The sequence below is a fragment of the Streptomyces oryzae genome (genome assembly GCF_017676365.1).
GTDB lineage: Bacteria > Actinomycetota > Actinomycetes > Streptomycetales > Streptomycetaceae > Streptomyces > Streptomyces oryzae.
Map to the genome: position 1 here is coordinate 31,432 of NZ_JADKMA010000010.1, position 23,286 is coordinate 54,717.

Genomic DNA, 23,286 nt, shown 5'->3' on the forward strand with positions numbered 1-23,286 from the left:
AGTGAACCGGTGGCACGAAGATCGACATGTCGGGGGATGACAGCATGAGCGCGGAACGCGAGCAGCGCGGAGACGGAGCCAAGGTGAGTACGCCGCAACCGGCGCAGCCGGAGGAGGCGGCGGGCGCGACCATTCCGGAGCTGGTGATCATCTCCGGGATGTCGGGCGCCGGCCGCAGCACCGCCGCCAAATGTCTGGAGGACCTCGGCTGGTTCGTCGTCGACAACCTCCCGCCCGAGCTGATCCCCACGATGGTCGAGCTCGGCGCCAGGTCGCAGGGGAACGTGGCGCGGATCGCCGTCGTGGTCGACGTACGCGGCCGTAACTTCTTCGACAACCTCAAGGGCTCCCTCGCCGATCTCGCGGCCTTCAACGTCGCCCGGCGCATCGTCTTCCTGGAGGCGTCCGACGAGGCACTGGTGCGCCGCTTCGAGTCCGTGCGCCGCCCCCACCCGCTCCAGGGCGACGGCCGCATCGTGGACGGCATCGCGGCCGAACGCGATCTGCTGCGCGAGCTGCGCGGGGACGCCGACCTGGTGATCGACACCTCCAGCCTCAACGTGCACGAGCTGCGCGCCAAGCTGGACGCCCAGTTCGCCGGCGAGGAAGAGCCCGAACTGCGTGCCACCGTCATGTCGTTCGGCTACAAGTACGGGCTGCCCGTCGACGCCGACCTGGTGGTCGACTGCCGCTTCCTGCCCAACCCGCACTGGGTCCCCGAGCTGCGCCCCTACACGGGCACCAGCGAGGAGGTCTCCAACTACGTCTTCAACCAGCCCGGTGCCAAGGAGTTCCTGGACCGCTACACCGAGTTGCTGCAGCTGATCGCCGCCGGCTACCGCAGGGAGGGCAAGCGTTATGTCACCGTCGCCGTCGGCTGCACCGGCGGGAAGCACCGCAGCGTCGCCATGTCGGAGAAGCTGGCCCGCAGGCTCTCCGACGGCGGCGTGGAGACGGTGATCGTCCACCGTGACATGGGACGTGAGTGAAGCGCATGGCCCCTAGCAGCCTGCGGCATCTGGTCGGCCGGCGCGCCACGCTGCGCGGTCTGACCTCCAAGCAGCCCAAGGTGGTGGCGCTCGGCGGCGGCATGGGACTGTCCGCTTCGCTGACGGCGCTGCGCCGCATCACCGGAGATCTCACAGCAGTCGTCACCGTCGCCGACGACGGCGGCTCCAGCGGCCGGCTCCGCGACGAGCTGGGTGTCCTGCCCCCCGGCGATCTGCGCAAGGCGCTGGCGGCGCTGTGCGGGGACGACGAGTGGGGCCGCACCTGGGCCCAGGTCATCCAGCACCGCTTCGAGAGCCGGGGCGAACTGCACGAACACGCGGTCGGCAACCTGCTGATCGTCGCCCTGTGGGAACAGCTGGGCGACCATGTCCAGGCACTGGATCTGGTCGGCAAGCTGCTGGGGGCGCACGGCCGGGTGCTGCCGATGTCCGCCGTACCGCTGGAGCTGCGCGCCAGCGTGCGCGGTCACGACCCCGAGCGCCCCGACGAGCTGTCCACCGTCCGGGGCCAGGCCACCGTCGCGCTCACCCGCGGCGAGGTGCAGGAAGTGCATCTGGTCCCCAGCGATCCACCGGCCGTGCCCGAGGCGGTACACGCCGTGCTGGACGCCGACTGGGTGGTGCTGGGCCCCGGCTCCTGGTTCTCCTCCGTCATCCCGCATCTGCTGGTGCCGGAGCTGCTGGAGGCGCTGACCGAGACCAAGGCCCGCAAGGTCCTCTCACTCAACCTCGCTCCCCAGCCGGGGGAAACGGACGGTTTTTCCCCGCAGCGTCATTTGGAGGTTTTGGCCCGACACGCCCCTAAACTCACCCTCGACGTGGTGCTGGCCGACCAGGATGCCGTGCCCGACCAGGACTCCCTGAGCGAGGCCGCCGACCAGCTCGGCGGGAAGGTCGAGCTGGCGCCCGTAGCGGCAGCCGGGGGCGCCTCCCGGGCCGAGTCCCAGGGAGGAGTCGCCCGGCACGATCCGGAGCTGCTGGCCGCCGCGTACGACCGTATTTTTCGGATGCATGGAAGGATCGGCCCATGGCGATGACGCCTGCGGTGAAGGACGAGATCTCCCGGCTCCCCGTCACCCGGACCTGCTGCCGGAAGTCAGAGGTCTCGTCGATCCTGCGCTTCGCGGGTGGGCTGCACCTGGTGAGCGGGCGGATCGTGATCGAGGCGGAGCTGGACACGGGCATCGCGGCCCGTCGGCTGCGCAAGGACATCCTGGAGATCTTCGGGCACTCCTCCGACCTGGTGGTGATGGCCCCCAGCGGACTGCGCCGCAACAGCCGGTACGTCGTACGGGTGGTTGCGGGCGGCGATCAGCTCGCCCGGCAGACCGGCCTGGTCGACGGCCGTGGCCGGCCCATCAGAGGCCTGCCCCCGCAGGTGGTCTCGGGCGCCACCTGTGACGCGGAGGCGGCCTGGCGCGGCGCGTTCCTGGCGCACGGCTCGCTGACCGAGCCGGGGCGCAGCTCGTCGCTGGAGGTCACCTGCCCGGGCCCCGAGGCGGCGCTGGCCCTGGTCGGCGCGGCCCGCAGGCTGCAGATCGCCGCCAAGGCCCGCGAGGTACGCGGGGTGGACCGGGTCGTCGTCCGGGACGGTGATGCGATCGGCGCGCTGTTGACCCGGCTCGGCGCCCATGAGTCGGTGCTGGCGTGGGAGGAGCGGCGGATGCGCCGCGAGGTGCGGGCCACCGCCAACCGGCTCGCCAACTTCGACGACGCCAATCTGCGCCGCTCGGCCCGCGCGGCCGTGGCCGCCGGCGCCCGGGTGCAGCGCGCGCTGGAGATCCTCGGCGACGAGGTGCCCGAGCACCTGGCCGCCGCCGGACGGCTGCGGATGGAACACAAGCAGGCCTCGCTGGAGGAGCTGGGTGCGCTCGCCGACCCGCCGCTGACCAAGGACGCGGTAGCCGGCCGGATCCGCCGGCTGCTGGCCATGGCGGACAAGCGCGCACAGGACCTCGGTATCCCCGGCACGGAGTCCAATCTGACCGAAGAAATGGTCGGTTGAACCGGCGGTCCGCGGTTGACTCGGGACCGGGTGGAACGGCCAGTTGAGCCGCCCCGCGCTCGCCTGAGCCGTCCGGATTTGCCCGCCCGGCCGATGTGAGCCCCGCCCCATCGGAGAGGTAGGGTCGGGGTCGGTCGGGGACATCCCAAACAGCCCTCGCCGGTGTCCGTACCGGCGTACCTAGCGAGGAGATCGGTTCGTGACGATCCGCGTAGGCATCAACGGCTTCGGCCGTATCGGTCGTAACTACTTCCGCGCGCTGCTGAACCAGGGTGCGGACATCGAGATCGTCGGTGTCAACGACCTGACCGACAACGCGACTCTGGTGCACCTGCTCAAGTACGACAGCGTCCTCGGGCGCCTCCCGTACGAGGTCAGCCACACCGAGGACACCATCACGGTCGGCAAGCAGACCTTCAAGACGATGGCGGAGAAGGACCCGGCCCAGCTCCCCTGGGGCGAGCTGGGCGCCGACGTCGTGGTCGAGTCCACCGGTATCTTCACCAAGCGCGAGGACGCGGCCAAGCACCTGGCCGCGGGCGCCAAGAAGGTCCTCATCTCGGCTCCGGCCAAGGAGGAGGACATCACGGTGGTGATGGGCGTCAACCAGGACAAGTACGACGCCGCCGAGCACCACGTGATCTCCAACGCCTCCTGCACCACCAACTGTGTGGCGCCGATGGCCAAGGTCATGGACGAGAACTTCGGCATCGAGCGCGGCCTGATGACCACGGTGCACGCCTACACCAACGACCAGCGCATCCTGGACTTCCCGCACAAGGACCTGCGCCGCGCCCGGGCCGCCGCCGAGAACATCATCCCGACCACCACCGGTGCCGCCAAGGCCACCGCGCTGGTCCTCCCGCAGCTCAAGGGCCGGCTGGACGGCATCGCCATGCGCGTCCCGGTCCCCACCGGCTCGGTCACCGACCTGGTGCTGGAGCTCAAGCGCGAGACCACCAAGGACGAGGTCAACGCGGCCTTCAAGAAGGCCGCCGAGGGCCAGCTGCAGGGCATCATCGACTACACCGAGGACCAGATCGTCTCCTCGGACATCGTCAACCAGCCGCCGTCCTGCACCTTCGACGCCTCCCTCACCATGGTCGACGGCAACCAGGCCAAGATCATCGGCTGGTACGACAACGAGTGGGGCTACTCCAACCGGCTGGTCGACCTCACCGGCTACGTCGGCTCCCAGCTCTGAACCCGCGCTGACCGAGGTGAACGACAGGGCTCGTGCGCCGCGCACGAGCCCTGTCCCATGCTGCGTCCGCTGCGTTTGCTGCGTAACCCCCGGGGCAGCACCCCGGGCCCGAACCAGGAGCCATCCATGAAGACGATCGACGAACTCGTCGGCGAGGGAGTATCCGGCAAGCGGGTCTTCGTCCGTGCCGACCTCAACGTCCCGCTCGACGGCGACACCATCACCGATGACGGCCGGATCAGGGCCGCCGTGCCCATCATCAAGAAGCTCGCCGGGAGCGGTGCGCGGGTGGTCGTCGCCTCCCACCTGGGCCGCCCCAAGGGCGCCCCGGACCCGCAGTTCTCGCTCGCGCCCGTGGCGCGGCGGCTCGGTGAACTCCTCGGCACCCAGGTCGCGTTCGCGACCGACACGGTGGGGGACAGCGCGAAGGCCACCGTCGGCGAGGCTGCCGACGGCGGGGTCACGCTGCTGGAGAACCTCCGCTTCAACGCCGGCGAGACCAGCAAGGACGACGCCGAGCGGGGCGCCTTCGCCGACGAGCTGGCCGCGCTCGCCGACGCCTATGTGGGCGACGGTTTCGGCGCCGTACACCGCAAGCACGCCTCGGTCTACGACCTCCCGGCGCGGCTGCCGCACGCCGCCGGGTATCTGATCGCCACCGAGGTGGGCGTGCTGAAGAAGCTCACCGAGGACGTCAAGCGGCCGTACGCCGTGGTCCTGGGCGGCGCCAAGGTCTCCGACAAGCTCGGCGTCATCGACCACCTGCTGGGCAAGGCCGACCGGCTGCTGATCGGCGGCGGCATGGCCTACACCTTCCTCAAGGCCAAGGGGTACGAGGTCGGCAAGTCGCTGCTCCAGGAGGACCAGCTGCCCGCGGTCGAGGGCTATCTCAAGCGCGCCGAGGAGCTGGGCGTGGAGTTCGTGCTGCCGGTGGACGTGCTGGCGGCCGCTGAGTTCCCCGATCTGAAGACCAAGGCGCCCGCCAACCCGGCGGTCGTGGCCGCCGATGCCATCCCGGCCGAGCTGGAGGGCCTGGACATCGGCCCGGAGAGCCGTAAGCTCTACGCCGCGAAGCTCGCCGACGCGGCCACCGTCTTCTGGAACGGCCCGATGGGCGTCTTCGAGCACCCGGACTTCGCCGAGGGCACCAAGGCCGTCGCGCAGGGGCTGCTCGACTCTCCCGCCTTCACGGTCGTCGGCGGCGGCGACAGCGCTGCCGCGGTCCGTCAGCTGGGCTTCGACGAGAACGCGTTCGGACACATCTCGACCGGCGGTGGCGCCAGCCTCGAATACCTCGAGGGCAAGACGCTTCCCGGCCTGGCCGCACTGGAGGACTGAGCCCTACATGGCTACCCGCACCCCGCTGATGGCGGGCAACTGGAAGATGAACCTCAATCACCTCGAGGCCATCGCCCACGTACAGAAGCTCGCCTTCGCGCTGACGGACAAGGACTACGAGGCCGTGGAGGTCGCGGTCCTGCCGCCCTTCACCGATCTGCGCTCGGTCCAGACGCTGGTCGACGGCGACAAGCTGCGGATCAAGTACGGAGCGCAGGACCTCTCGGCGCACGACTCCGGTGCGTACACCGGCGAGATCTCCGGTGCGATGCTGGCGAAGCTCAACTGCACCTTCGTCACCATCGGCCACTCCGAGCGCCGTCAGTACCACGGCGAGGACGAGCCGGTCGTCAACGCCAAGGTCAAGGCGGCGGTCAAGCACGGTCTGACCCCGATCGTGTGCGTCGGCGAGGAGCTGGCGGTCCGCGAGGCGGGCAACCACGTCGGCCACACTCTCGCGCAGGTCGACGGCGGTCTCGAGGGCGTGCCGGCCGAGGGCGTGGCCGAGCTGGTCATCGCCTACGAGCCGGTCTGGGCCATCGGCACCGGCAAGGTCTGCGGCGAGGAGGAGGCCCAGGAGGTCTGCGGTGCGATCCGCGGCCGGCTGGCCGAGCTCTACGACGAGGAGACCGCGCAGCAGGTCCGTATCCAGTACGGCGGCTCCGTCAAGGCGGGCAACGTCGCCAAGATCATGGCGCAGCCGGACATCGACGGCGCGCTGGTCGGCGGTGCCTCGCTGGACGCGGAGGAGTTCGTCAAGATCGTCCGCTTCCGGGATCAGTGAGCCCGCAGCGGGTGCTCGGCGGCGATGATCGCCGGCGTGTGACGCCGGGCCGCAGCCCGTCGTAGTCTTGCGGGGGCCGGACTCGTCTTCGGCCCCCGTAAGCGTTCGTAACGTTAAGTGTCCAGCCACGATCCGAGAGAGTTGGTCCAGCCGTGGTCATGGGGTTCTCAATCGCCCTCATCGTCTTCAGTGCCCTGCTGTTGCTGCTGGTGCTGATGCACAAGGGCAAGGGGGGTGGCCTCTCCGACATGTTCGGCGGCGGTATGCAGTCCTCCGTCGGCGGCTCGTCGGTCGCCGAGCGCAACCTCGACCGGATCACGGTCGTTGTCGGACTGGTGTGGTTCGCCCTCATCGTCGTACTCGGCCTGGTGATGAAGTTCAAGTGACGCACCTGGACAAGTGACGCACTTGAGCGGTTCCCGCCTGCACAACAGCTGACAGGGCGTTGCACCCCCTGCCTATCATGAGGGCTCGCGTCCGGTACCGACGCAGTAACTCCGGTCACCGGGCGTGCGTTGGGCCCTACGTACACTAGGGCGCCCGCAGCGGAGCGCGCAGTGCCGACGCTCCGTGGCACCGTGAGGCAGGGAGTTACGACCGTGGCAAGTGGCAACGCGATCCGGGGCAGCCGGGTCGGAGCGGGGCCGATGGGGGAGGCCGAGCGAGGCGAGTCCGCGCCCCGCCTCCGCATCTCCTTCTGGTGCTCCAACGGGCACGAGACCCAGCCGAGCTTCGCCAGCGACGCGCAGATCCCGGACACCTGGGACTGTCCGCGCTGTGGCTTCCCCGCCGGGAAGGACCGGGACAACCCCCCGGACCCCCCGCGCACCGAGCCGTACAAGACCCACCTCGCCTATGTGCGCGAGCGGCGCAGCGACGCCGACGGCGAGGCCATCCTCGCCGAAGCGCTCGCCAAGCTCAGGGGCGAGATCTGAGGACGAACCAGCGCCGAAACCGCCATGACACCGAACGATGGACGGCTCGGCCACGCACCGAGGGGCGGTGCGCGGCCGAGCCGTTCATCGTCTAGGTTGGAGATCGGCGGGGTTCGTTACGAGAGAAATAGGCTGGTTTCGCTGATGAACGCTGAAGGCCGCACCCGACTCGACCAGCTGCCCGAGTGGCAGGCGCTGTCCAAGCACCGCGACGAGTTCGGCCTCACGCACCTGCGGCGGCTGTTCGAGGACGACCCGGAGCGCGCCGAGCGCTACACCGTACGGGTCGGCGACCTCCACATCGACTACTCCAAGCACCTCGTCACCGACGAGACCCTGCGGCTGCTGCGGCAACTCGCCGAGGCGACGGGCGTGGCGCGGCTGCGGGACGCGATGTTCGACGGCGAGAAGATCAACGTCACCGAGGACCGCGCCGTTCTCCACACCGCGCTGCGCACCCCCGAGTCGGCCACCGTCCGGGTGGACGGCGAGAACGTGATGCGCAAGGTGCACCAAGTGCTCATCCGGATGGGCACCTTCGCCACCAAGGTCCGCGAGGCGCACTGGCGCGGCCACACCGGCGAGCGCATCAAGAACGTGGTCAACATCGGTATCGGCGGCTCCGACCTCGGACCGAAGATGGCGTACGAGGCACTGCGGCCCTACACCCGGCGGGAGATGACCTTCCGCTTCGTCTCCAACGTGGACGGCGCGGATCTGCACGAGGCGGTCCGGGACCTGGATCCGGCCGAGACGCTGTTCATCGTCGCCTCCAAGACCTTCACCACGATCGAGACCATCACCAACGCCAAGGCCGCCCGCGACTGGCTGCTGGCCGGGCTCGACGGTGACCCGGCAGCCGTGGCCAAGCACTTCGTGGCCGTCTCCACCAACGCCGAGAAGGTCGCCGAGTTCGGTATCAACACCGACAACATGTTCGAGTTCTGGGACTGGGTCGGCGGTCGCTACTCGTACGACTCGGCCATCGGACTCTCCCTGATGGTGGCCATCGGGCCCGAGTGCTTCGGCGACATGCTGGCCGGCTTCCACCTCATGGACGAGCACTTCCGTGCCGCGCCGTTCGAGTCCAACGCGCCACTGCTGCTGGGCCTGCTGGGCATCTGGTACGGCAACTTCCACGGCGCCCAGTCGCACGCCGTGCTGCCCTACAGCCACTATCTGTCCCAGTTCACGGCCTACCTCCAGCAGTTGGACATGGAGTCCAACGGCAAGTCGACCACCCGCGAGGGAGGCCCCGTCAACTGGCAGACCGGGCCGGTCGTCTGGGGCACCCCTGGCACCAACGGCCAGCACGCCTACTACCAGCTGCTGCACCAGGGCACGAAGATGATCCCCGCCGACCTGCTCGGCTTCGCCGACCCCATCGCCGAACTGGGCAACCTGCGCGACCAGCACGACCTGCTGATGGCGAACCTGTTCGCGCAGGGCCAGGCCCTCGCGTTCGGCAAGACGGCCGAGGAAGTGCGGGCCGAGGGCGTTCCCGAGGCACAGGTGCCCCACCGCACCTTCCCCGGCAACCGGCCCACCACCACCATCCTGGCCTCCGCACTGACCCCGTCCGTGCTCGGCCAGCTCGTCGCCCTCTACGAGCACAAGGTGTTCGTCCAGGGCGCCATCTGGAACATCGACTCCTTCGACCAGTGGGGCGTCGAACTCGGCAAGGTGCTGGCCAAGCGCCTGGAACCTGCGCTCACTGAGGGAGCGCAGGTTCCGGACCTCGACGCCTCGACCCAGGCCCTGGTCGACCGTTACCGCTCCCTGCGGGGGCGCACGGCCTGACTATTGAGGCAGCCCCTCCCTTGGTACGGGGAGGGGCTGCCCAAGCTTGCGGGTAGCCATTCAGGGGCGCGGGGAACTGCGCGCGCAACCACAACGCAAGCCGCACCCTGCGGACGGCGGACAGGGGCAGCCTCTCAGCAGCCCCCATGCGGAGCCCTATCAGCGTGCCGGCAAACGGGACGCCGCCGCCTCATCCAGGAACCACAGGGTGCGGGAGCGCCCATACGCGGCGGCGGCCGGAGCTTGCAATTCGCCCGGGCCCGAGAGGGCGAGGGCGACCGCGTCGGCCTTGTCCTCCCCCGCCGCGAGCAGCCACACCTCCTCCGCGGAGCGGATCGCGGGCAGCGTGAGCGTCAACCGGGTGGGCGGCGGCTTCGGCGCCCCGTGGACGCCGACAACCGTCCGCTCCGTCTCCCGCAGCGCGGGATGTTCCGGAAAGAGGGAGGCCACATGGGTGTCGGGGCCGACACCCAGGAGCAGCACATCGAAGGCGGGGACCCGCACCGCCGGGTCCCCGTCCGCCGCGGCCAGCTCCGTGGCGTACGCCTCGGCCGCCGCCTCGGCGTCCCCCGCGTAGTGGCCGTCGGAGGGCGGCATGGCGTGCACCCGCGCGGGGTCCAGGGGCACAGCGTCCAGCAGAGCCTCGTGTGCCTGGGCGTGGTTGCGTTCCGGGTCCCCCTCGGGGAGGAACCGCTCGTCGCCCCACCACACGTCCAGCCGCGACCAGTCGATGCGCTCCCGGGCCTCGGGCGATGCGGCGAGCGCGGCCAGCAGGGCGTTGCCGTTGCGGCCGCCGGTGAGGACGACCGAGGCCGTGCCGCGGGCTGCCTGCGCGTCGGCGAGCCGTGTGGAAAGCCGGTCGGCCACCGCCTGGGCGAGCGCGTCCTTGTCAGGGTGCACCAGCACCTCGCGGGCGCCGGTGCTCACTTCGCCGCCTTCTTCGCGCCCGGACTGTTCGCGCCCGAGTTCTTCGAGCTCGAACTCTTCGACGCCGTACGCGACTTGGCCGCCGGCTTCCGGGTTTCCGCTGAATCCGGCGCGGCCCCCGCCGGAGCCGGTGCCGGGGCCGCCGGGGTCGGGTGGGCCGGATCGGGCGCGGAGATCTTGTTGATGCCGAAGCGGACGGCTTCGGCGTACGCCTCGTCCGGGTCGAGCCGCCGCAGCTCCTCGGCGAGCAGCTCGGCCGTGCTGCGCCGCTGGAGGGCGACGTGCCGGTCGGGCTGGCCGGGGACGGCGAGTTCGGCCAGGGCGCCGTTGGCGCGGTCCAGGCAGATCTGCCCCTCGGCGGTCTCCAGGCGTACGCCGGTGATGCCGGGGCCCTCGGAGATCCGGCGCTCGACGGGGACCCGCAGCCGTTCGGCGAGCCAGAGGGCGAGCAGTTCGCTGGAGGGGTTGTACTCCTCGCCCTCCACGACCGCCGAGTTGACGGTGGAGTGCTTCTGGTCCAGCGAGGCGGCGAGCATGCTCCGCCAGGGGGTGACGCGGGTCCAGGCCAGGTCGGTGTCGCCCGGCGCGTAGGTGGTGGCACGCAGGCTGAGCGCGCCGACCGGGTCCTCCGTGGCGGCGGCGTCGGTGATGCGCCGTTGGGCCAGCCTGCCCAGCGGGTCCTCGGCGGGGTTCTCCGGCGCGTCCTCGGGCCACCACACGACCACCGGCGCGTCCGGCAGCAGCAGCGGCAGGACGACGCTGTGGGCGTGCGAGGCGAGTTCGCCGTGCAGCCGCAGGATGACCGTCTCCCCGGAGCCCGCCTCGCCCACGTCGGAGCCGACCCGCACCTCGGCGTCGAGCCGGTGCTGTGCCCGGTCGCGGGGGGAGCGGCCGGGGCGGCGTACGACGACGAGGATCCGCGAGGGGTGCTCCTTGGAGGCGCCGCTGGCGGCCTTGAGCGCGTCGTAGTGGTTGCCCTCGTCGGTGACGATGACGAGGGTGAGCACCATGCCCATGGCGGGCGAGCCGAGGGAGCGGCGCGCCTTGACCAGCTCGGCGTTGATGCGGCTGGACGTGGTGTCCGTCAGATCGATGTTCATGGCCGCCGCCAAATCCGTCCGTCGCGTGCGAGCATCTCGTCGGCTGCCTGGGGTCCCCAGGTGCCGGCGGGGTACTGCTCGGGCTTGCCGTGCTTGTCCCAGTACTCCTCGACCGGGTCGAGGATCTCCCAGGAGCGTTCGACCTCCTGGTGCCGGGGGAAGAGGTTCGCGTCGCCCAGCAGGACGTCGAGGATGAGGCGTTCGTACGCCTCGGGGCTGGACTCGGTGAAGGACTCGCCGTAGGCGAAGTCCATCGTCACGTCCCGGATCTCCATCTGGGTGCCCGGCACCTTGGAGCCGAAGCGGATGGTCACGCCCTCGTCCGGCTGGACGCGGATGACCAGCGCGTTCTGGCCCAGCTCCTGGGTGTCGGTGGCGTCGAAGGGGGAGTGCGGGGCGCGCTGGAACATCACCGCGATCTCGGTGACGCGGCGGCCCAGCCGCTTGCCGGTGCGCAGATAGAAGGGGACGCCGGCCCAGCGCCGGTTGTCGATCTCCAGCTTGATCGCGGCGTAGGTGTCGGTCCTGGAGTGGGGGTCGATGCCCTCCTCGTCCAGATAGCCGGGCACCTTCTCGCCGCCCTGCCAGCCTTCCGCGTACTGCCCGCGCACGGTGTACTTGCCCAGGTCCTTCGGCAGCCGTACGGAGTTGAGGACCTTGAGCTTCTCGGTCAGCAGCGCCTTGGCGTCAAAGGAGGTGGGCTCCTCCATGGCGGTCAGGGCGAGCAGCTGGAGCAGGTGGTTCTGAATGACGTCGCGGGCCGAGCCGATGCCGTCGTAGTAGCCGGCGCGGCCGCCGATGCCGATGTCCTCGGCCATGGTGATCTGCACGTGGTCGACATAGCTGCGGTTCCACAGCGGTTCGAACAGCGTGTTGGCGAAGCGGAGGGCCAGGATGTTCTGGACCGTCTCCTTGCCGAGGTAGTGGTCGATCCGGAAGACCTCGCTGGCCCGGAAGACCTCGTGGATGACGGCGTTCAGCTCCTGCGCCGACTTCAGGTCGTGGCCGAAGGGCTTCTCGATGACGGCGCGGCGCCAGGAGTCGGGCCCGGCGTCGGAGAGGCCGTGCTTCTTGAGCTGGGAGACCACGGTGGGGAAGAACTTGGGCGGCACCGAGAGGTAGAAGGCGAAGTTGCCTCCGGTGCCGCGGGACTTGTCCAGCTCGTCGATGGTGGTCCGCAGCGTCTCGAACGCCTGGTCGTCGTGGAACTCGCCGGAGACGAAGCGCATGCCCTGGGCGAGCTGCTGCCAGACCTCCTCGCGGAAGGGCGTGCGGGAGTGCTCCTTGACCGCGTCGTGCACGACCTGGGCGAAGTCCTCGTCCTCCCAGTCGCGGCGGGCGAAACCGACCAGGGAGAAGCCCGGGGGGAGGAGCCCGCGGTTGGCGAGGTCGTACACCGCAGGCATCAGCTTTTTCCGTGACAAATCGCCCGTGACGCCGAAGATCACCAGGCCCGACGGCCCCGCGATGCGCGGGAGCCGTCGGTCCTGAGCGTCACGCAGCGGGTTGGCTGTGCCGCTCGCGCTGCTCAATTCGGTTACGCCTCCTTCGGGGCAAGGCGCTGAAGCTCGGCCTCGGTGGACTTGAGCAGGTCGTTCCAGGAGTCCTCGAACTTCTGGACGCCCTCGTCCTCCAGCACCTTGACGACGTCGTCGTAGGAGATGCCGAGCTTGGCGATGCTGTCGAGGACGGCCTGGGCCTCCTCGTAGCTGCCGCGCACCGCGTCACCCGCGATCTCGCCGTGGTCACCCACGGCATGCAGGGTGGCCTCCGGCATGGTGTTGACGGTGTTGGGTGCGACCAGCTCGGTGACGTACAGCGTGTCGGGCAGCTCCGGGTCCTTCACACCGGTGGAGGCCCACAGCGGACGCTGCTGGTTGGCGCCGGCCTTCTCCAGGGCCTGCCAGCGGTCGGAGGCGATGACCTCCTCGTACGCCTGGTAGGCCAGCCGCGCGTTGGCGACGGCAGCCTTGCTCTTGAGCGCCTTGGCCTCGTCGGTGCCCAGGGCCTTGAGCCGCTTGTCGAACTCGGTGTCCACGCGGGAGACGAAGAACGAGGCCACGGAGTGGATCTGCGACAGATCCATGCCCAGGCCCTTGGCCTTCTCCAGGCCCGCCATGTAGGCGTCCATGACCGCGCGGTAGCGCTCCAGCGAGAAGATCAGCGTGACGTTGACGCTGATGCCCTTGCCGATCGTCTCGGTGATCGCGGGGAGCCCGGCCTCGGTGGCCGGGATCTTGATGAAGGTGTTCGGGCGGTCCACCAGCCAGGCCAGCTGGCGGGCCTCGGCGATGGTGGCCTTGGTGTTGTGCGCCAGGCGCGGGTCGACCTCGATGGAGACCCGGCCGTCCTTGCCGCCGGTCGCGTCGTGCACCGGGCGGAGGATGTCGGCGGCGTCCCGCACATCCGCTGTGGTGATCATGCGGACGGCCTCTTCCACCGAGACCCGGCGGGCTGCCAGGTCGGAGACCTGCTGCTGGTAGCCGTCGCCCGCCGAGATCGCCTTCTGGAAGATGGTCGGGTTCGTCGTCACGCCGACCACGTGCTGCTCGTCCATCAGCTCGCCGAGGTTGCCCGACGTGATGCGCTTGCGCGACAGGTCGTCCAGCCAGATCGCGACGCCTTCGTCGGAGAGGCGCTTGAGTGCGTCTGTCATGGGATTCGCATCTCCTGTGCTCGTTGGCTTCTAGTTGTGCCGGGCGGCGGTCAGCGAGCGGCTGCCTGCAGCGACTCCTTCGCCGCCAGGTGGACGGCCTCGGCGGTGAGACCGAACTCCCGGAAGAGAACCTTGCCGTCGGCCGAGGCACCGAAGTGCTCCAGCGACACGATGCGGCCGGCCTCGCCCACGTAACGGTGCCAGGTCAGACCCACGCCCGCCTCGACGGCGACGCGCGCCTTGATGTCCGGCGGCAGCACGCTGTCGCGGTAGGACTGCTCCTGCTCCTCGAACCACTCCAGGCACGGCATCGAGACGACCCGGGTGGGCACGCCCTGCTCCTGGAGCCGCTCGCGCGCCTCGACGGCGAGCTGTACCTCGGAGCCGGTGCCGATCAGGACCACCTGCGGGTGGCCGCCCTCGGCCTCGAACAGCACGTAACCGCCCTTGGCCGCAGCCGGGTTGGCCTCGTAGGTCGGCACGCCCTGCCGGGTCAGCGCCATGCCGTGCGGCCCCGGCTTGCTGCTGTGCCGGCGCATGATCTCGGCCCACACCGTGGAGGTCTCGTTGGCGTCCGCGGGGCGGACGATGTTGAGACCCGGGATGGCGCGCAGCGCGGACAGGTGCTCGACCGGCTGGTGCGTCGGGCCGTCCTCGCCGAGACCGATGGAGTCGTGCGTCCACACGTAGGTGACGGGCGCCTTCATCAGCGCGGCGAGCCGGACGGCAGGACGCATGTAGTCGGAGAAGACGAGGAACGTTCCGCCATAAACCCGCGTGTTGCCGTGCAGTGCGATGCCGTTCATCGTCGAACCCATCGCGTGCTCGCGGATGCCCCAGTGCACCGTACGCCCGTACCGGTCGGCGCCCGGCAGCGGGTTGCCCTCCGGCAGGAACGAGGTGTTGGCGAACGTGGTGTTGTTCGAGCCCGCGAGGTCGGCCGAGCCGCCCCACAGCTCGGGGACGACCGGGCCCAGCGCCTTGAGCACGCTGCCGGACGCCTTACGGGTGGCCACCGACTCGCCCGCAGGGAAGACGGGCAGCGCCTTCTCCCAGCCCTCGGGCAGCCGGCCCTCGCGGATGCGGTCGAACTCGGCGGCCCGCTCCGGGTTGGCGGCGCGCCAGACGGCCATCCGCTTCTCCCACTCGGCCTGCATCGCGCGGCCGCGGTCGCTCGCCTTGCGGACGTGCGCGAGGACCTCGTCGGAGATGTGGAAGTGCTGGTCGGGGTCGAAGCCCAGCACGCGCTTGGTGGCCGCGACCTCCTCCTCGCCCAGCGCCGAGCCGTGGGACGCCTCGGTGTTCTGCGCGTTCGGGGCCGGCCAGGCGATGATGGAGCTCATCGCGATGAAGGAGGGGCGCTCGGTCTCGGCCTGCGCCGCCTTGAGCGCCTGGAACAGCGCCTTCGGGTCGAGGTCGCCGTTCTCCTGCTGGGCGACGCGCTGCACGTGCCAGCCGTACGCCTCGTACCGCTTGAGGGTGTCCTCGGAGAACGCGGTCGCGGTGTCGCCCTCGATCGAGATGTGGTTGTCGTCCCACAGCACGATCAGGTTGCCGAGCCTCTGGTGGCCGGCCAGGGAGGACGCCTCTGCGGAGATGCCCTCCTCCAGGTCGCCGTCGCTGGCGATGACCCAGACGGTGTGGTCGAACGGGGACTCGCCCTCGGCCGCGTCCGGGTCGAACAGCCCGCGCTCGTAGCGCGCCGCCATCGCCATGCCGACCGCGTTGGCGACGCCCTGGCCCAGCGGCCCGGTCGTCGTCTCGACGCCCGCCGTGTGTCCGTGCTCGGGGTGCCCGGGGGTGCGGCTGCCCCAGGTGCGGAACGCCTTGAGGTCGTCCAGCTCCAGGCCGTATCCGGCCAGGAAGAGCTGGATGTACTGGGTCAGGCTGGAGTGGCCTGCGGAGAGGACGAAGCGGTCGCGTCCGGTCCAGTCCGGGTCGGTCGGATCGTGGCGCATCAGCTTCTGGTAGAGCAGGTACGCGACGGGCGCCAGGCTCATGGCCGTGCCGGGATGGCCGTTACCGACCTTCTGCACGGAATCCATGGCCAGGACTCGAACTGTGTCCACGGCCTGCTGGTCCAGTTCGGTCCACTCAAGGTCTGTGGTGGTCGGCTTGGTGCTCACCCTGCGTCAGGGCTCCTCTCCACATGTTCGATGGCCGGTGTGTGTGCGCTCACCGGGCGGTGTCGAGCGTACCTCTGCCGGGACGTGCGACTTTTCGACCGTTCACTCTGTGGTCCTCGCCGGGTCGTCGCCCCCGTGCCGCGGCCGGCAATCATGGGAAAGCTCCGGGAACGTTCCGTGAACACCGAAAGAGATAGTTGCTATTCCCATCCATTGGCGGCGGCCGGCAATGGGCGGCGGCGACCGGCGGCGACCGGCGCCGGAAACTCCACTCCCAGGCTGACGTCAGTTCCCCGGATCCGCCCGTCGGACACGGTCCGGTTACCCCGAACCGGACCTGCCGACGCGGCGCCTGGCCCCAGGGTCAACACGGTGACCCCCCATGACTGGGGAGATATCGCCAACGTCTAAAGTGGCGTGGTACGCGCGAGCTTGACCCGGGCCTGCACCTTTTCCCTCCGTGCGCCCGTGCGGGTTCGCTGGTTTCTTATGAGGCGATCAGGGGTGTCCGTGACGGCCGTCGAATCCCGTCCTGCGGGGACGCTGGAGCCCAGCGGCCACCAGCCGCTCGGTGCCCGCGTAAAGGCGTTCATCGAGCTGACCAAGCCGCGGATCATCGAGCTGCTCCTCATGACCACCATCCCGGTCATGTTCCTCGCCGCCCAGGGAGTACCCGACCTCTGGCTCGTGGTGATCACCTGTCTCGGCGGCTATCTGTCGGCGGGCGGCGCCAACGCGCTGAACATGTACATCGACCGCGACATCGACGCGCTGATGCACCGCACCGAGCGGCGCCCGCTGGTCACCGGGGTGGTCAAGCCGCGCGAGTGCCTGGTGTTCGGCATCAGCCTGGCGGTGATCTCCACCCTGATGTTCGGGCTGCTGGTCAACTGGCTGTCCGCCGCGCTGTCGTTGGGCGCGCTCCTCTTCTATGTCGTCGGCTACACGCTGATCCTCAAGCGGCGCACCTCGCAGAATATCGTGTGGGGCGGCATCGCCGGCTGTCTGCCCGTCTTCATCGGCTGGTCGGCGGTCAAGAACGAGGTGAGCTGGGCCGCCGTCATCCTCTTCCTGGTGATGTTCTTCTGGACGCCGCCGCACTACTGGCCGCTGTCCATGAAGGTCACGGAGGACTACAAGCGGGTCGGTGTCCCCATGCTTCCCGCTGTCGCGGGCAATGTGGTCGTCGCCAACCAGATCGTCGTCTACAGCTGGGTGATGGTCCTGGTCTCCCTGCTGCTGTGGCCGCTGGGCTACGTCGGCTGGTTCTACCCGCTGGTCGCCGTGCTGGCGGGCGGACTGTGGCTCTGGGAAGCGCACGCGCTGCGGGCCCGCGCCCGCGCCGGGCTCAAGGGGGCCAAGCTCAAGGAAATGCGGCTCTTCCACTGGTCGATCACTTACGTCTCACTGGTCTTCGCCGCGGTGGCCATCGACCCGTTCCTGCGCTGAGCGCTGCGCTGCGCCTGGTACGGACACACCTGAACCCCTCCCGGTGACGGAGGGGTTTGCGCTTCCTCTCAGCGGGAGAGGTTGCCTCCCGGCGGGAAGGGCTTGCCTTTCGGGCGGGAGTCATCACATCCCGCCGCAGCGGCGGCGTACTCCCACCGACGTGTCCGGCGGTGCCATACGACCGGTGGGCCGGTCCGGCACCGCCGGTCAAGTACACCGGTCCGGCGCCGCTGGCCAGGTGCGATGCGGCTGATCGCCGTCGCGGCGGAGCGAGGGCTGCCCCAGGTGGGGCAGGGGGAAAGTGAGGGCTTACTGGTTCGCGGGGCCGCCCAGCTGAATGCCGGCCATACGGGACCACTCGTATGGACCGGTCCGCATGTGCTCGGCCATCTCGCCGTCGAAGCCGTCGTTGCGGGTGACGCCGGCGGTCTCCACGGCCTGCTCGGCGATGTCCCTGGTGGGCGCCATCAGATCGCCCCAGGTGCCGTCCGCGCCGACCAGGGAGATACGGAAACCGACCTGACCCACGTACGCGATCTGCGCCTGCGCGCTGCCCCCGTGCCGTCGCGCGAAGGCGCCGATCTGCTTGGCGAGCCGGGCCGCCCGCTTGCTGCTGTCTGCTGCCATGGGGCAGATGCTACCGGCGGGTAGCCAATCCGGCGAGAGGGGGAGCCGCAGCGGACTCCGCGGCCGGTGCGGCGTCCTCGGCCGCCACCGGAAGTCCGCGCTCCCGCGTGGAGAGCACCACCCGCAGCACCCCGATCCACACCAGGGTCGAGCCCAGCAGATGCAGGCCGACCAGCAGCTCGGGCAGATCGGTGAAGTACTGCACGTACCCGATGACGCCCTGCCCCAGCAGGACGAGGAGCAGATTGCGCGCGGTGCGCCGTGGCCCCATGGGGGCGTCCATGACGCGCAGGCCCGCGTAGAGCACCACGGTCAGTGCCACCACGATCCAGGCGAAGACGGCGTGCGTGTGTGTCGCCAGCTCCACGCCGACCGGCATCCGGTCGACCTTGCTGCTGTCACCCGCGTGCGGTCCCGCGCCGGTGACGACGGTGCCGGCGACGATGAGGCAGGCCGCGAAGAACGTCAGTACATAGGTGAGCTTCTTGACGGGCTTGCCCACCAGTGGCCTGGGCGGCGCATCGCCCTCCCGCGCGCGCAGCCAGGTGAGGGTGGTGACGGTCAGCAGCGCGGTCGCGGCCAGGAAGTGACCGGCGACGACGAACGGGTTCAGCTTCACCCACACCGTGATGCCGCCGACCACGCCGTTGCTCATCACGACCCAGAACTGGGACCAGGCGAGCCTGCTCAGCCCTTTACGGGCGGGCTTCGCCGCGCGTACGACGATGATGGTCCAGCCGACCGCGGCCGAGACCACCCAGGTCATCATGCGGTTGCCGAACTCGACGGCACCGTGGAAACCCATCGCAGAGGTCGCGGTGAGGCTGTCGGCACTGCACTTGGGCCAGGTGTCGCAGCCCAGCCCCGAGCCGGTGAGCCGCACGGCCCCGCCGGTGACCACGATGACGATGCTCATCAGCAGCGAGAGGAAGGCCGCCCGCTCAACGGTGCGGGGCGAGGGCGTCCAGCGCGCGGCGATGTACGCGATGGGGTTACGTACGAGTTCGAGCAGATTCGGCACGGAGCCATGGTAGGTGGCCGCTTGTGCGCGGATTCACGAGGGTCGCCCTTTCTCCGCGGGCTTCACTCCCACTTGAAGAAGCGCGCCGCCGCGCCGAGCCCCAGCACCGCCCACACGGCCAGCACGCCCAGGTCGGCCCACGGCACCCCGGTCCCGTGCCGGAGGACGTCGCGCAGGCCGTCCGAGAGCGCGGAGATCGGCAGCAGCTGCAGTGCGCTCTGCGCGGCGTCGGGGAACTTGTCCAGCGGCACGATGACACCGCCGCCGACCAGCAGCAGGATGAAGACCAGATTGGCCCCCGCCAGCGTCGCCTCCGCCTTGAGCGTCCCGGCCATCAGCAGGCCGAGCCCGGAGAAAGCCGCCGTGCCGAGCAGCAGCAGGAGCAGCACGGTCGCCGGGTTGCCGTGCGGCGACCAGCCGAGTGCGAGCGCCACCACGGTCAGCAGCAGCACCTGGAGGGCTTCGATGGCCAGGACGGAGCACGTCTTCGCCGTCATCAGCCCCCACCGCGGCAGCGGCGAGGCGCCGAGCCGCTTGAGGACGCCGTAGCGGCGCTCGAAGCCGGTGGCGATGGCCTGCCCGGTGAACGCGGTCGAGAGCATCGCAAGCGCCAGGATGCCGGGCGCCAGGAAGTCGACCCGCGAGCCCTTGCCGGTGTCGACGATGTCCACGGCGCTGAAGAGCACCAGCAGCAGCGTCGGGATGATGACGGTGAGCAACAGCTGCTCGCCGTTGCGCAGCTGCGTCCGGGTCTCCAGCCACGCCTGTGCCCGCACCATGCGCGACAGCGGCGCGGCTCCGGGCTTGGGTGCGTAGGTCCCGGCGGTCTTGGTGTCCGTCATGCCCGCAGCCCCCTCCCGGTCAGCTCCAGGCTGCTGTTTTCCGGGGGGCAACCCCCGGACCCCCGGCCGATCCGAGTGAGCGCCCTCATGCCCGCAGACCCCTCCCCGTCAGCTCCAAGAAGACGTCCTCCAGCGTGCGGCGCTCCACCGAGATGCGGTCCGGCAGTACGCCGTTCTGGGCGCACCAGGAGGTCACGGTGGCGAGCAGCTGCGGGTCGACGGTGCCGGTGAGGCGGTAGCTCCCTGGGCTGAGCTCGACTGCGGCGGTCTCCGCCGGGAGGGCCTTGAGCAGCGACGTGAGGTCGAGTCCGGGGCGGCCGGAGAAGCGCAGCGTGTTCTCCGCGCCACCCTTGCACAGCACCTCGGGGGTGCCCTGGGCGATGACCTTGCCGCCGTCGACGATGGCGACGTCGTCGGACAGCTCCTCGGCCTCGTCCATGTAGTGGGTGGTCAGCAGCACCGTCACGCCGTCGGCGCGCAGGTCGCGGACCAGCTCCCAGGTGGCGTGGCGGGCCTGCGGGTCGAGTCCTGCGGTCGGCTCGTCGAGGAAGACCAGCTCGGGGCGTCCCACCAGGGCCAGCGCGAGCGCGAGGCGCTGCTGCTGACCGCCGGAGAGCCTGCGGTACGGGGTGCGGCCGCAGCCGCCCAGGCCGAGACGGTCGATGAGCGCGGTCACATCGAGCGGGTGCGCGTGCAGCGTCGCCATATGGCGCAACGTCTCCTCCACCCGTGCCGTGGGGTAGATCCCGCCGCTCTGGAGCATCACCCCGATCCGGGGCCGCAGCTCGGCGCCCTGGGTCACCGGGTCGAGCCCGAGCACCCGTACGGTGCCGGAGTCCGGCCGGCGGTAGCCCTCGCAGGTCTCGATGGTGGTGGTCTTACCCGCTCCATTGGGGCCGAGGAACGCGGTGACGGTGCCCCGCGCGACGGTCAGATCGAGCCCGTCGACGGCGGTCCTGCTGCCGTACCGCTTCACCAGCCCGGCGACTTCCACAGCCGCTGAACTTCGCATGCAGTGCAGTCTAAGGAGCGCGCCGCGCCACTCTTCTGGCGGGCTGTACGGGCCTGGGGCGGCCCCTCCTGGTTAGGTCCGCCTTACGTGACGCACCCCATCTGGGCTGGTCATCGCCGTCGCTTGCCGGGGTCCGACGAATTAAGCAACAATGACGTTGTGAAAAAGAGGGAGCAGGCTCGGGAGGACCGACCGATGGCCGCACAGGCCACCGGGGCCGCCGCCGCGTCCGGCCCCTCCACAACACAGGATGAACAGCACGGCACGCGGAACAAGGTCGCGCGCTCCATCCTCGACCACGGTCCGTCCACCGCGGCCGAGCTGGCGCTGCGCCTGGAGCTGACCCAGGCCGCCGTCCGCCGTCATCTCGACGCGCTCGTCACCGAGGGCGTCGTGGAGGCCCGCGCCAAGCGGGTCTACGGCTCGCGCGGCAGGGGACGCCCCGCCAAGGTCTTCGCTCTGACGGACTGCGGCCGGGACGCCTTCGACCAGGCGTACGACCAGCTGGCTGCCGATGCCCTGCGGTGGATCGCCCGGACCGCAGGCGGCGGTGAGGTCGGGGAGGCGGCGGTCGCGGCCTTCGCTCGTGCCCGCGTCGAGGCGCAGGCGGAGAAGTACCACGAGGCGCTGGAGAGCGTCCCACCGGAGGACAGGGCGCGTGCGCTGGCGCGTGCGCTGTCCGAGGACGGGTACGCTGCCACGGCGCGTGCCGCGCCCGCGCAAGCGGGCGAGCAGCTCTGCCAGCACCACTGCCCGGTGGCCCACACCGCCGAGCAGTTCCCCCAGCTGTGCGAGGCGGAGACGGAGGTCTTCTCCCGGTTGCTCGGTACACATGTCCAGCGGCTGGCGACGATCGCGCACGGCGACGGAGTGTGCACGACGTTCATCCCCAGGACGCACCAGCATCCGAAGACCGCCGCGGCCAGGCCCCCGGCAGCACGGACCCCCGCACAACCACCCAAGACCAGCAACGCCAGCAACGCCACCAAAGCGAACGAGGCCGGGAGGAACCCCGCATGACCGCTCCTACGGAGACTGCTCACCCCGAGCTCGAGGGGCTGGGCAAGTACGAGTACGGCTGGGCCGACCCCGATGCCGCGGGCGCGGCCGCCAAGCGCGGCCTCTCCGAGGATGTCGTCCGTGACATCTCGGGGAAGAAGAACGAGCCCGACTGGATGCTCAAGCTGCGGCTCAAGGGCCACAAGCTCTTCGAGAAGAAGCCGATGCCGAACTGGGGCTCGGACCTGTCGGGTATCGACTTCGACAACATCAAGTACTTCGTCCGGTCCACCGAGAAGCAGGCCCAGACCTGGGAGGACCTGCCCGAGGACATCAAGAACACCTACGACAAGCTCGGCATCCCGGAGGCGGAGAAGCAGCGCCTGGTCGCAGGTGTCGCCGCGCAGTACGAGTCGGAGGTCGTCTACCACCAGATCCGGGAGGACCTGGAGAAGCAGGGCGTCCTCTTCCTGGACACGGACACCGCGCTGCGCGAGCACCCCGAGCTGTTCCAGGAGCACTTCGGCACGGTCATCCCTGCCGGTGACAACAAGTTCGCCGCGCTGAACACAGCGGTGTGGTCGGGCGGTTCCTTCATCTACGTACCGCCGGGCGTGCATGTCGACATTCCGCTCCAGGCCTACTTCCGGATCAACACCGAGAACATGGGCCAGTTCGAGCGGACGCTGATCATCGTCGACGAGGACGCCTATGTGCACTACGTCGAGGGCTGCACGGCGCCGATCTACAACTCGGACTCGCTGCACTCGGCCGTCGTCGAGATCATCGTCAAGAAGGGCGGCCGCTGCCGCTACACGACGATCCAGAACTGGTCGAACAACGTCTACAACCTGGTCACCAAGCGCGCCGTGGCCTACGAGGGCGCGACCATGGAGTGGGTCGACGGCAACCTCGGCTCCAAGGTGACGATGAAGTACCCGGCGGTCTACCTCATGGGTGAGCACGCCAAGGGCGAGACGCTGTCCGTCGCCTTCGCGGGCGAGGGCCAGCACCAGGACGCGGGCGCCAAGATGGTCCACATGGCCCCCCGCACCTCCTCGAACATCGTCTCCAAGTCGGTGGCCCGCAGCGGTGGCCGCACCTCCTACCGCGGTCTCATCGAGATCGGCGAGGGCGCCGAGGGCTCCAAGTCCAACGTGCTGTGCGACGCGCTGCTGGTCGACACCATCTCGCGCTCCGACACCTACCCTTACGTCGACGTCCGCGAGGACGACGTGACGATGGGCCACGAGGCGACGGTCTCCAAGGTCAGCGACGACCAGCTCTTCTATCTGATGAGCCGCGGGCTGTCCGAGGACGAGGCCATGGCGATGATCGTGCGCGGCTTCGTCGAGCCGATCGCCAAGGAGCTGCCCATGGAGTACGCGCTGGAGCTCAACCGGCTGATCGAGCTGCAGATGGAAGGGGCCGTGGGCTGACGCCGGCCCGCA

The 23,286-nt window shown here is 69.8% G+C and carries 21 protein-coding genes; 12 read left to right on the plus strand and 9 right to left on the minus strand.

Annotated elements, in window-relative coordinates:
* The first annotated feature begins 44 nt into the window (after positions 1-44).
* From rapZ to pgi, 9 genes are all read left to right on the plus strand, one after another.
* The gene (rapZ, locus tag ITI46_RS03605) at positions 45-989 is read left to right on the plus strand and encodes an RNase adapter RapZ (protein WP_209237887.1); all 945 of its coding nucleotides are present in this window, start codon (positions 45-47) and stop codon (positions 987-989) included.
* 5 nt (positions 990-994) lie between these two features.
* The gene (locus ITI46_RS03610; RefSeq protein WP_247745415.1) at positions 995-2,047 is read left to right on the plus strand and encodes a gluconeogenesis factor YvcK family protein; all 1,053 of its coding nucleotides are present in this window, start codon (positions 995-997) and stop codon (positions 2,045-2,047) included.
* Complete coding sequence (gene whiA, locus ITI46_RS03615) at positions 2,038-3,015, plus strand: DNA-binding protein WhiA (protein WP_016468208.1); 978 nt, start codon at positions 2,038-2,040, stop codon at positions 3,013-3,015. Before ITI46_RS03610 ends, whiA begins: the two co-directional genes overlap by 10 nt.
* Positions 3,016-3,214: 199 nt before the next feature.
* On the plus strand, positions 3,215-4,219 hold the full coding sequence (gap, locus tag ITI46_RS03620; RefSeq protein WP_209237888.1) for a type I glyceraldehyde-3-phosphate dehydrogenase: 1,005 nt from the start codon (positions 3,215-3,217) through the stop codon (positions 4,217-4,219).
* A gap of 126 nt (positions 4,220-4,345) precedes the next feature.
* Positions 4,346-5,557 carry a phosphoglycerate kinase gene (locus ITI46_RS03625; RefSeq protein WP_209237889.1) on the plus strand — a complete coding sequence of 404 codons (1,212 nt, stop codon included), beginning with the start codon at positions 4,346-4,348 and terminating at the stop codon, positions 5,555-5,557.
* A 7-nt stretch (positions 5,558-5,564) separates the two neighbouring features.
* Positions 5,565-6,341, plus strand: coding sequence for a triose-phosphate isomerase (gene tpiA, locus ITI46_RS03630; protein WP_209237890.1), 777 nt, complete (start codon positions 5,565-5,567; stop codon positions 6,339-6,341).
* Positions 6,342-6,493: 152 nt separating this feature from the next.
* A complete protein-coding gene (secG, locus tag ITI46_RS03635; protein ID WP_209237891.1) occupies positions 6,494-6,727 on the plus strand; it encodes a preprotein translocase subunit SecG in 234 nt (77 codons plus the stop codon).
* 213 nt (positions 6,728-6,940) lie between these two features.
* Positions 6,941-7,276 (plus strand): RNA polymerase-binding protein RbpA, encoded by a 336-nt coding sequence (locus ITI46_RS03640; protein WP_076971064.1) that lies wholly within the window; start codon positions 6,941-6,943, stop codon positions 7,274-7,276.
* A 144-nt stretch (positions 7,277-7,420) separates the two neighbouring features.
* Complete coding sequence (gene pgi, locus ITI46_RS03645) at positions 7,421-9,076, plus strand: glucose-6-phosphate isomerase (protein WP_209237892.1); 1,656 nt, start codon at positions 7,421-7,423, stop codon at positions 9,074-9,076.
* Positions 9,077-9,235: 159 nt separating this feature from the next.
* On the opposite strand, the gene pgl is transcribed toward pgi, so the two are convergent.
* From pgl to tkt, 5 genes are read right to left on the minus strand one after another with little or no spacing between them, the layout of a single operon-like run.
* Complete coding sequence (pgl, locus tag ITI46_RS03650) at positions 9,236-10,003, minus strand: 6-phosphogluconolactonase (protein ID WP_209237893.1); 768 nt, start codon at positions 10,001-10,003, stop codon at positions 9,236-9,238.
* The gene (gene opcA, locus ITI46_RS03655) at positions 10,000-11,103 is read right to left on the minus strand and encodes a glucose-6-phosphate dehydrogenase assembly protein OpcA (protein WP_209237894.1); all 1,104 of its coding nucleotides are present in this window, start codon (positions 11,101-11,103) and stop codon (positions 10,000-10,002) included. Before opcA ends, pgl begins: the two co-directional genes overlap by 4 nt.
* Positions 11,100-12,635 (minus strand): glucose-6-phosphate dehydrogenase, encoded by a 1,536-nt coding sequence (gene zwf / locus ITI46_RS03660; RefSeq protein ID WP_209237895.1) that lies wholly within the window; start codon positions 12,633-12,635, stop codon positions 11,100-11,102. The genes opcA and zwf overlap by 4 nt, the downstream gene beginning before the upstream one ends.
* A 5-nt stretch (positions 12,636-12,640) precedes the next feature.
* Complete coding sequence (tal, locus tag ITI46_RS03665; RefSeq protein ID WP_209237896.1) at positions 12,641-13,759, minus strand: transaldolase; 1,119 nt, start codon at positions 13,757-13,759, stop codon at positions 12,641-12,643.
* Positions 13,760-13,809: 50 nt separating this feature from the next.
* A complete protein-coding gene (tkt, locus tag ITI46_RS03670) occupies positions 13,810-15,885 on the minus strand; it encodes a transketolase (protein ID WP_209237897.1) in 2,076 nt (691 codons plus the stop codon).
* Positions 15,886-16,389: 504 nt separating this feature from the next.
* On the opposite strand from tkt, the gene ITI46_RS03675 reads away from it, so the two are divergent.
* Entirely contained in the window at positions 16,390-17,334 is a 945-nt protein-coding gene (locus ITI46_RS03675; RefSeq protein ID WP_209237898.1) for a heme o synthase, read from the plus strand.
* 309 nt (positions 17,335-17,643) lie between these two features.
* Here the strand turns inward: ITI46_RS03675 and ITI46_RS03680 are convergent, their stop codons facing one another.
* The 4 genes from ITI46_RS03680 to ITI46_RS03695 form a co-directional block, all read right to left on the minus strand.
* A complete protein-coding gene (locus ITI46_RS03680) occupies positions 17,644-17,961 on the minus strand; it encodes a hypothetical protein (protein ID WP_209237899.1) in 318 nt (105 codons plus the stop codon).
* 10 nt (positions 17,962-17,971) lie between these two features.
* Complete coding sequence (locus tag ITI46_RS03685; RefSeq protein ID WP_209237900.1) at positions 17,972-18,982, minus strand: COX15/CtaA family protein; 1,011 nt, start codon at positions 18,980-18,982, stop codon at positions 17,972-17,974.
* Between the two features lie 62 nt (positions 18,983-19,044).
* A complete protein-coding gene (locus tag ITI46_RS03690; protein ID WP_209237901.1) occupies positions 19,045-19,824 on the minus strand; it encodes an ABC transporter permease in 780 nt (259 codons plus the stop codon).
* Positions 19,825-19,909: 85 nt separating this feature from the next.
* Positions 19,910-20,836, minus strand: coding sequence for an ABC transporter ATP-binding protein (locus ITI46_RS03695; protein ID WP_209237902.1), 927 nt, complete (start codon positions 20,834-20,836; stop codon positions 19,910-19,912).
* 195 nt (positions 20,837-21,031) lie between these two features.
* On the opposite strand from ITI46_RS03695, the gene ITI46_RS03700 reads away from it, so the two are divergent.
* Positions 21,032-21,856, plus strand: coding sequence for a helix-turn-helix transcriptional regulator (locus ITI46_RS03700; protein ID WP_209237903.1), 825 nt, complete (start codon positions 21,032-21,034; stop codon positions 21,854-21,856).
* Positions 21,853-23,274 carry a Fe-S cluster assembly protein SufB gene (gene sufB, locus ITI46_RS03705; RefSeq protein WP_209237904.1) on the plus strand — a complete coding sequence of 474 codons (1,422 nt, stop codon included), beginning with the start codon at positions 21,853-21,855 and terminating at the stop codon, positions 23,272-23,274. The genes ITI46_RS03700 and sufB overlap by 4 nt, the downstream gene beginning before the upstream one ends.
* Positions 23,275-23,286 lie beyond the last annotated feature (12 nt).

Bases quoted from the DNA above. Each gene is read 5' to 3' on its own strand.
- rapZ (WP_209237887.1), top strand. From the start codon at position 45: ATGAGCGCGGAACGCGAGCAGCGCGGAGACGGAGCCAAGGTGAGTACG.
- ITI46_RS03610 (WP_247745415.1), top strand. From the start codon at position 995: ATGGCCCCTAGCAGCCTGCGGCATCTGGTCGGCCGGCGCGCCACGCTG.
- whiA (WP_016468208.1), top strand. From the start codon at position 2,038: ATGGCGATGACGCCTGCGGTGAAGGACGAGATCTCCCGGCTCCCCGTC.
- ITI46_RS03625 (WP_209237889.1), top strand. From the start codon at position 4,346: ATGAAGACGATCGACGAACTCGTCGGCGAGGGAGTATCCGGCAAGCGG.
- tpiA (WP_209237890.1), top strand. From the start codon at position 5,565: ATGGCTACCCGCACCCCGCTGATGGCGGGCAACTGGAAGATGAACCTC.
- pgi (WP_209237892.1), top strand. From the start codon at position 7,421: ATGAACGCTGAAGGCCGCACCCGACTCGACCAGCTGCCCGAGTGGCAG.
- opcA (WP_209237894.1), bottom strand. From the start codon at position 11,103: ATGAACATCGATCTGACGGACACCACGTCCAGCCGCATCAACGCCGAG.
- tal (WP_209237896.1), bottom strand. From the start codon at position 13,759: ATGACAGACGCACTCAAGCGCCTCTCCGACGAAGGCGTCGCGATCTGG.
- ITI46_RS03680 (WP_209237899.1), bottom strand. From the start codon at position 17,961: ATGGCAGCAGACAGCAGCAAGCGGGCGGCCCGGCTCGCCAAGCAGATC.
- ITI46_RS03690 (WP_209237901.1), bottom strand. From the start codon at position 19,824: ATGACGGACACCAAGACCGCCGGGACCTACGCACCCAAGCCCGGAGCC.
- ITI46_RS03695 (WP_209237902.1), bottom strand. From the start codon at position 20,836: ATGCGAAGTTCAGCGGCTGTGGAAGTCGCCGGGCTGGTGAAGCGGTAC.
- ITI46_RS03700 (WP_209237903.1), top strand. From the start codon at position 21,032: ATGGCCGCACAGGCCACCGGGGCCGCCGCCGCGTCCGGCCCCTCCACA.
- sufB (WP_209237904.1), top strand. From the start codon at position 21,853: ATGACCGCTCCTACGGAGACTGCTCACCCCGAGCTCGAGGGGCTGGGC.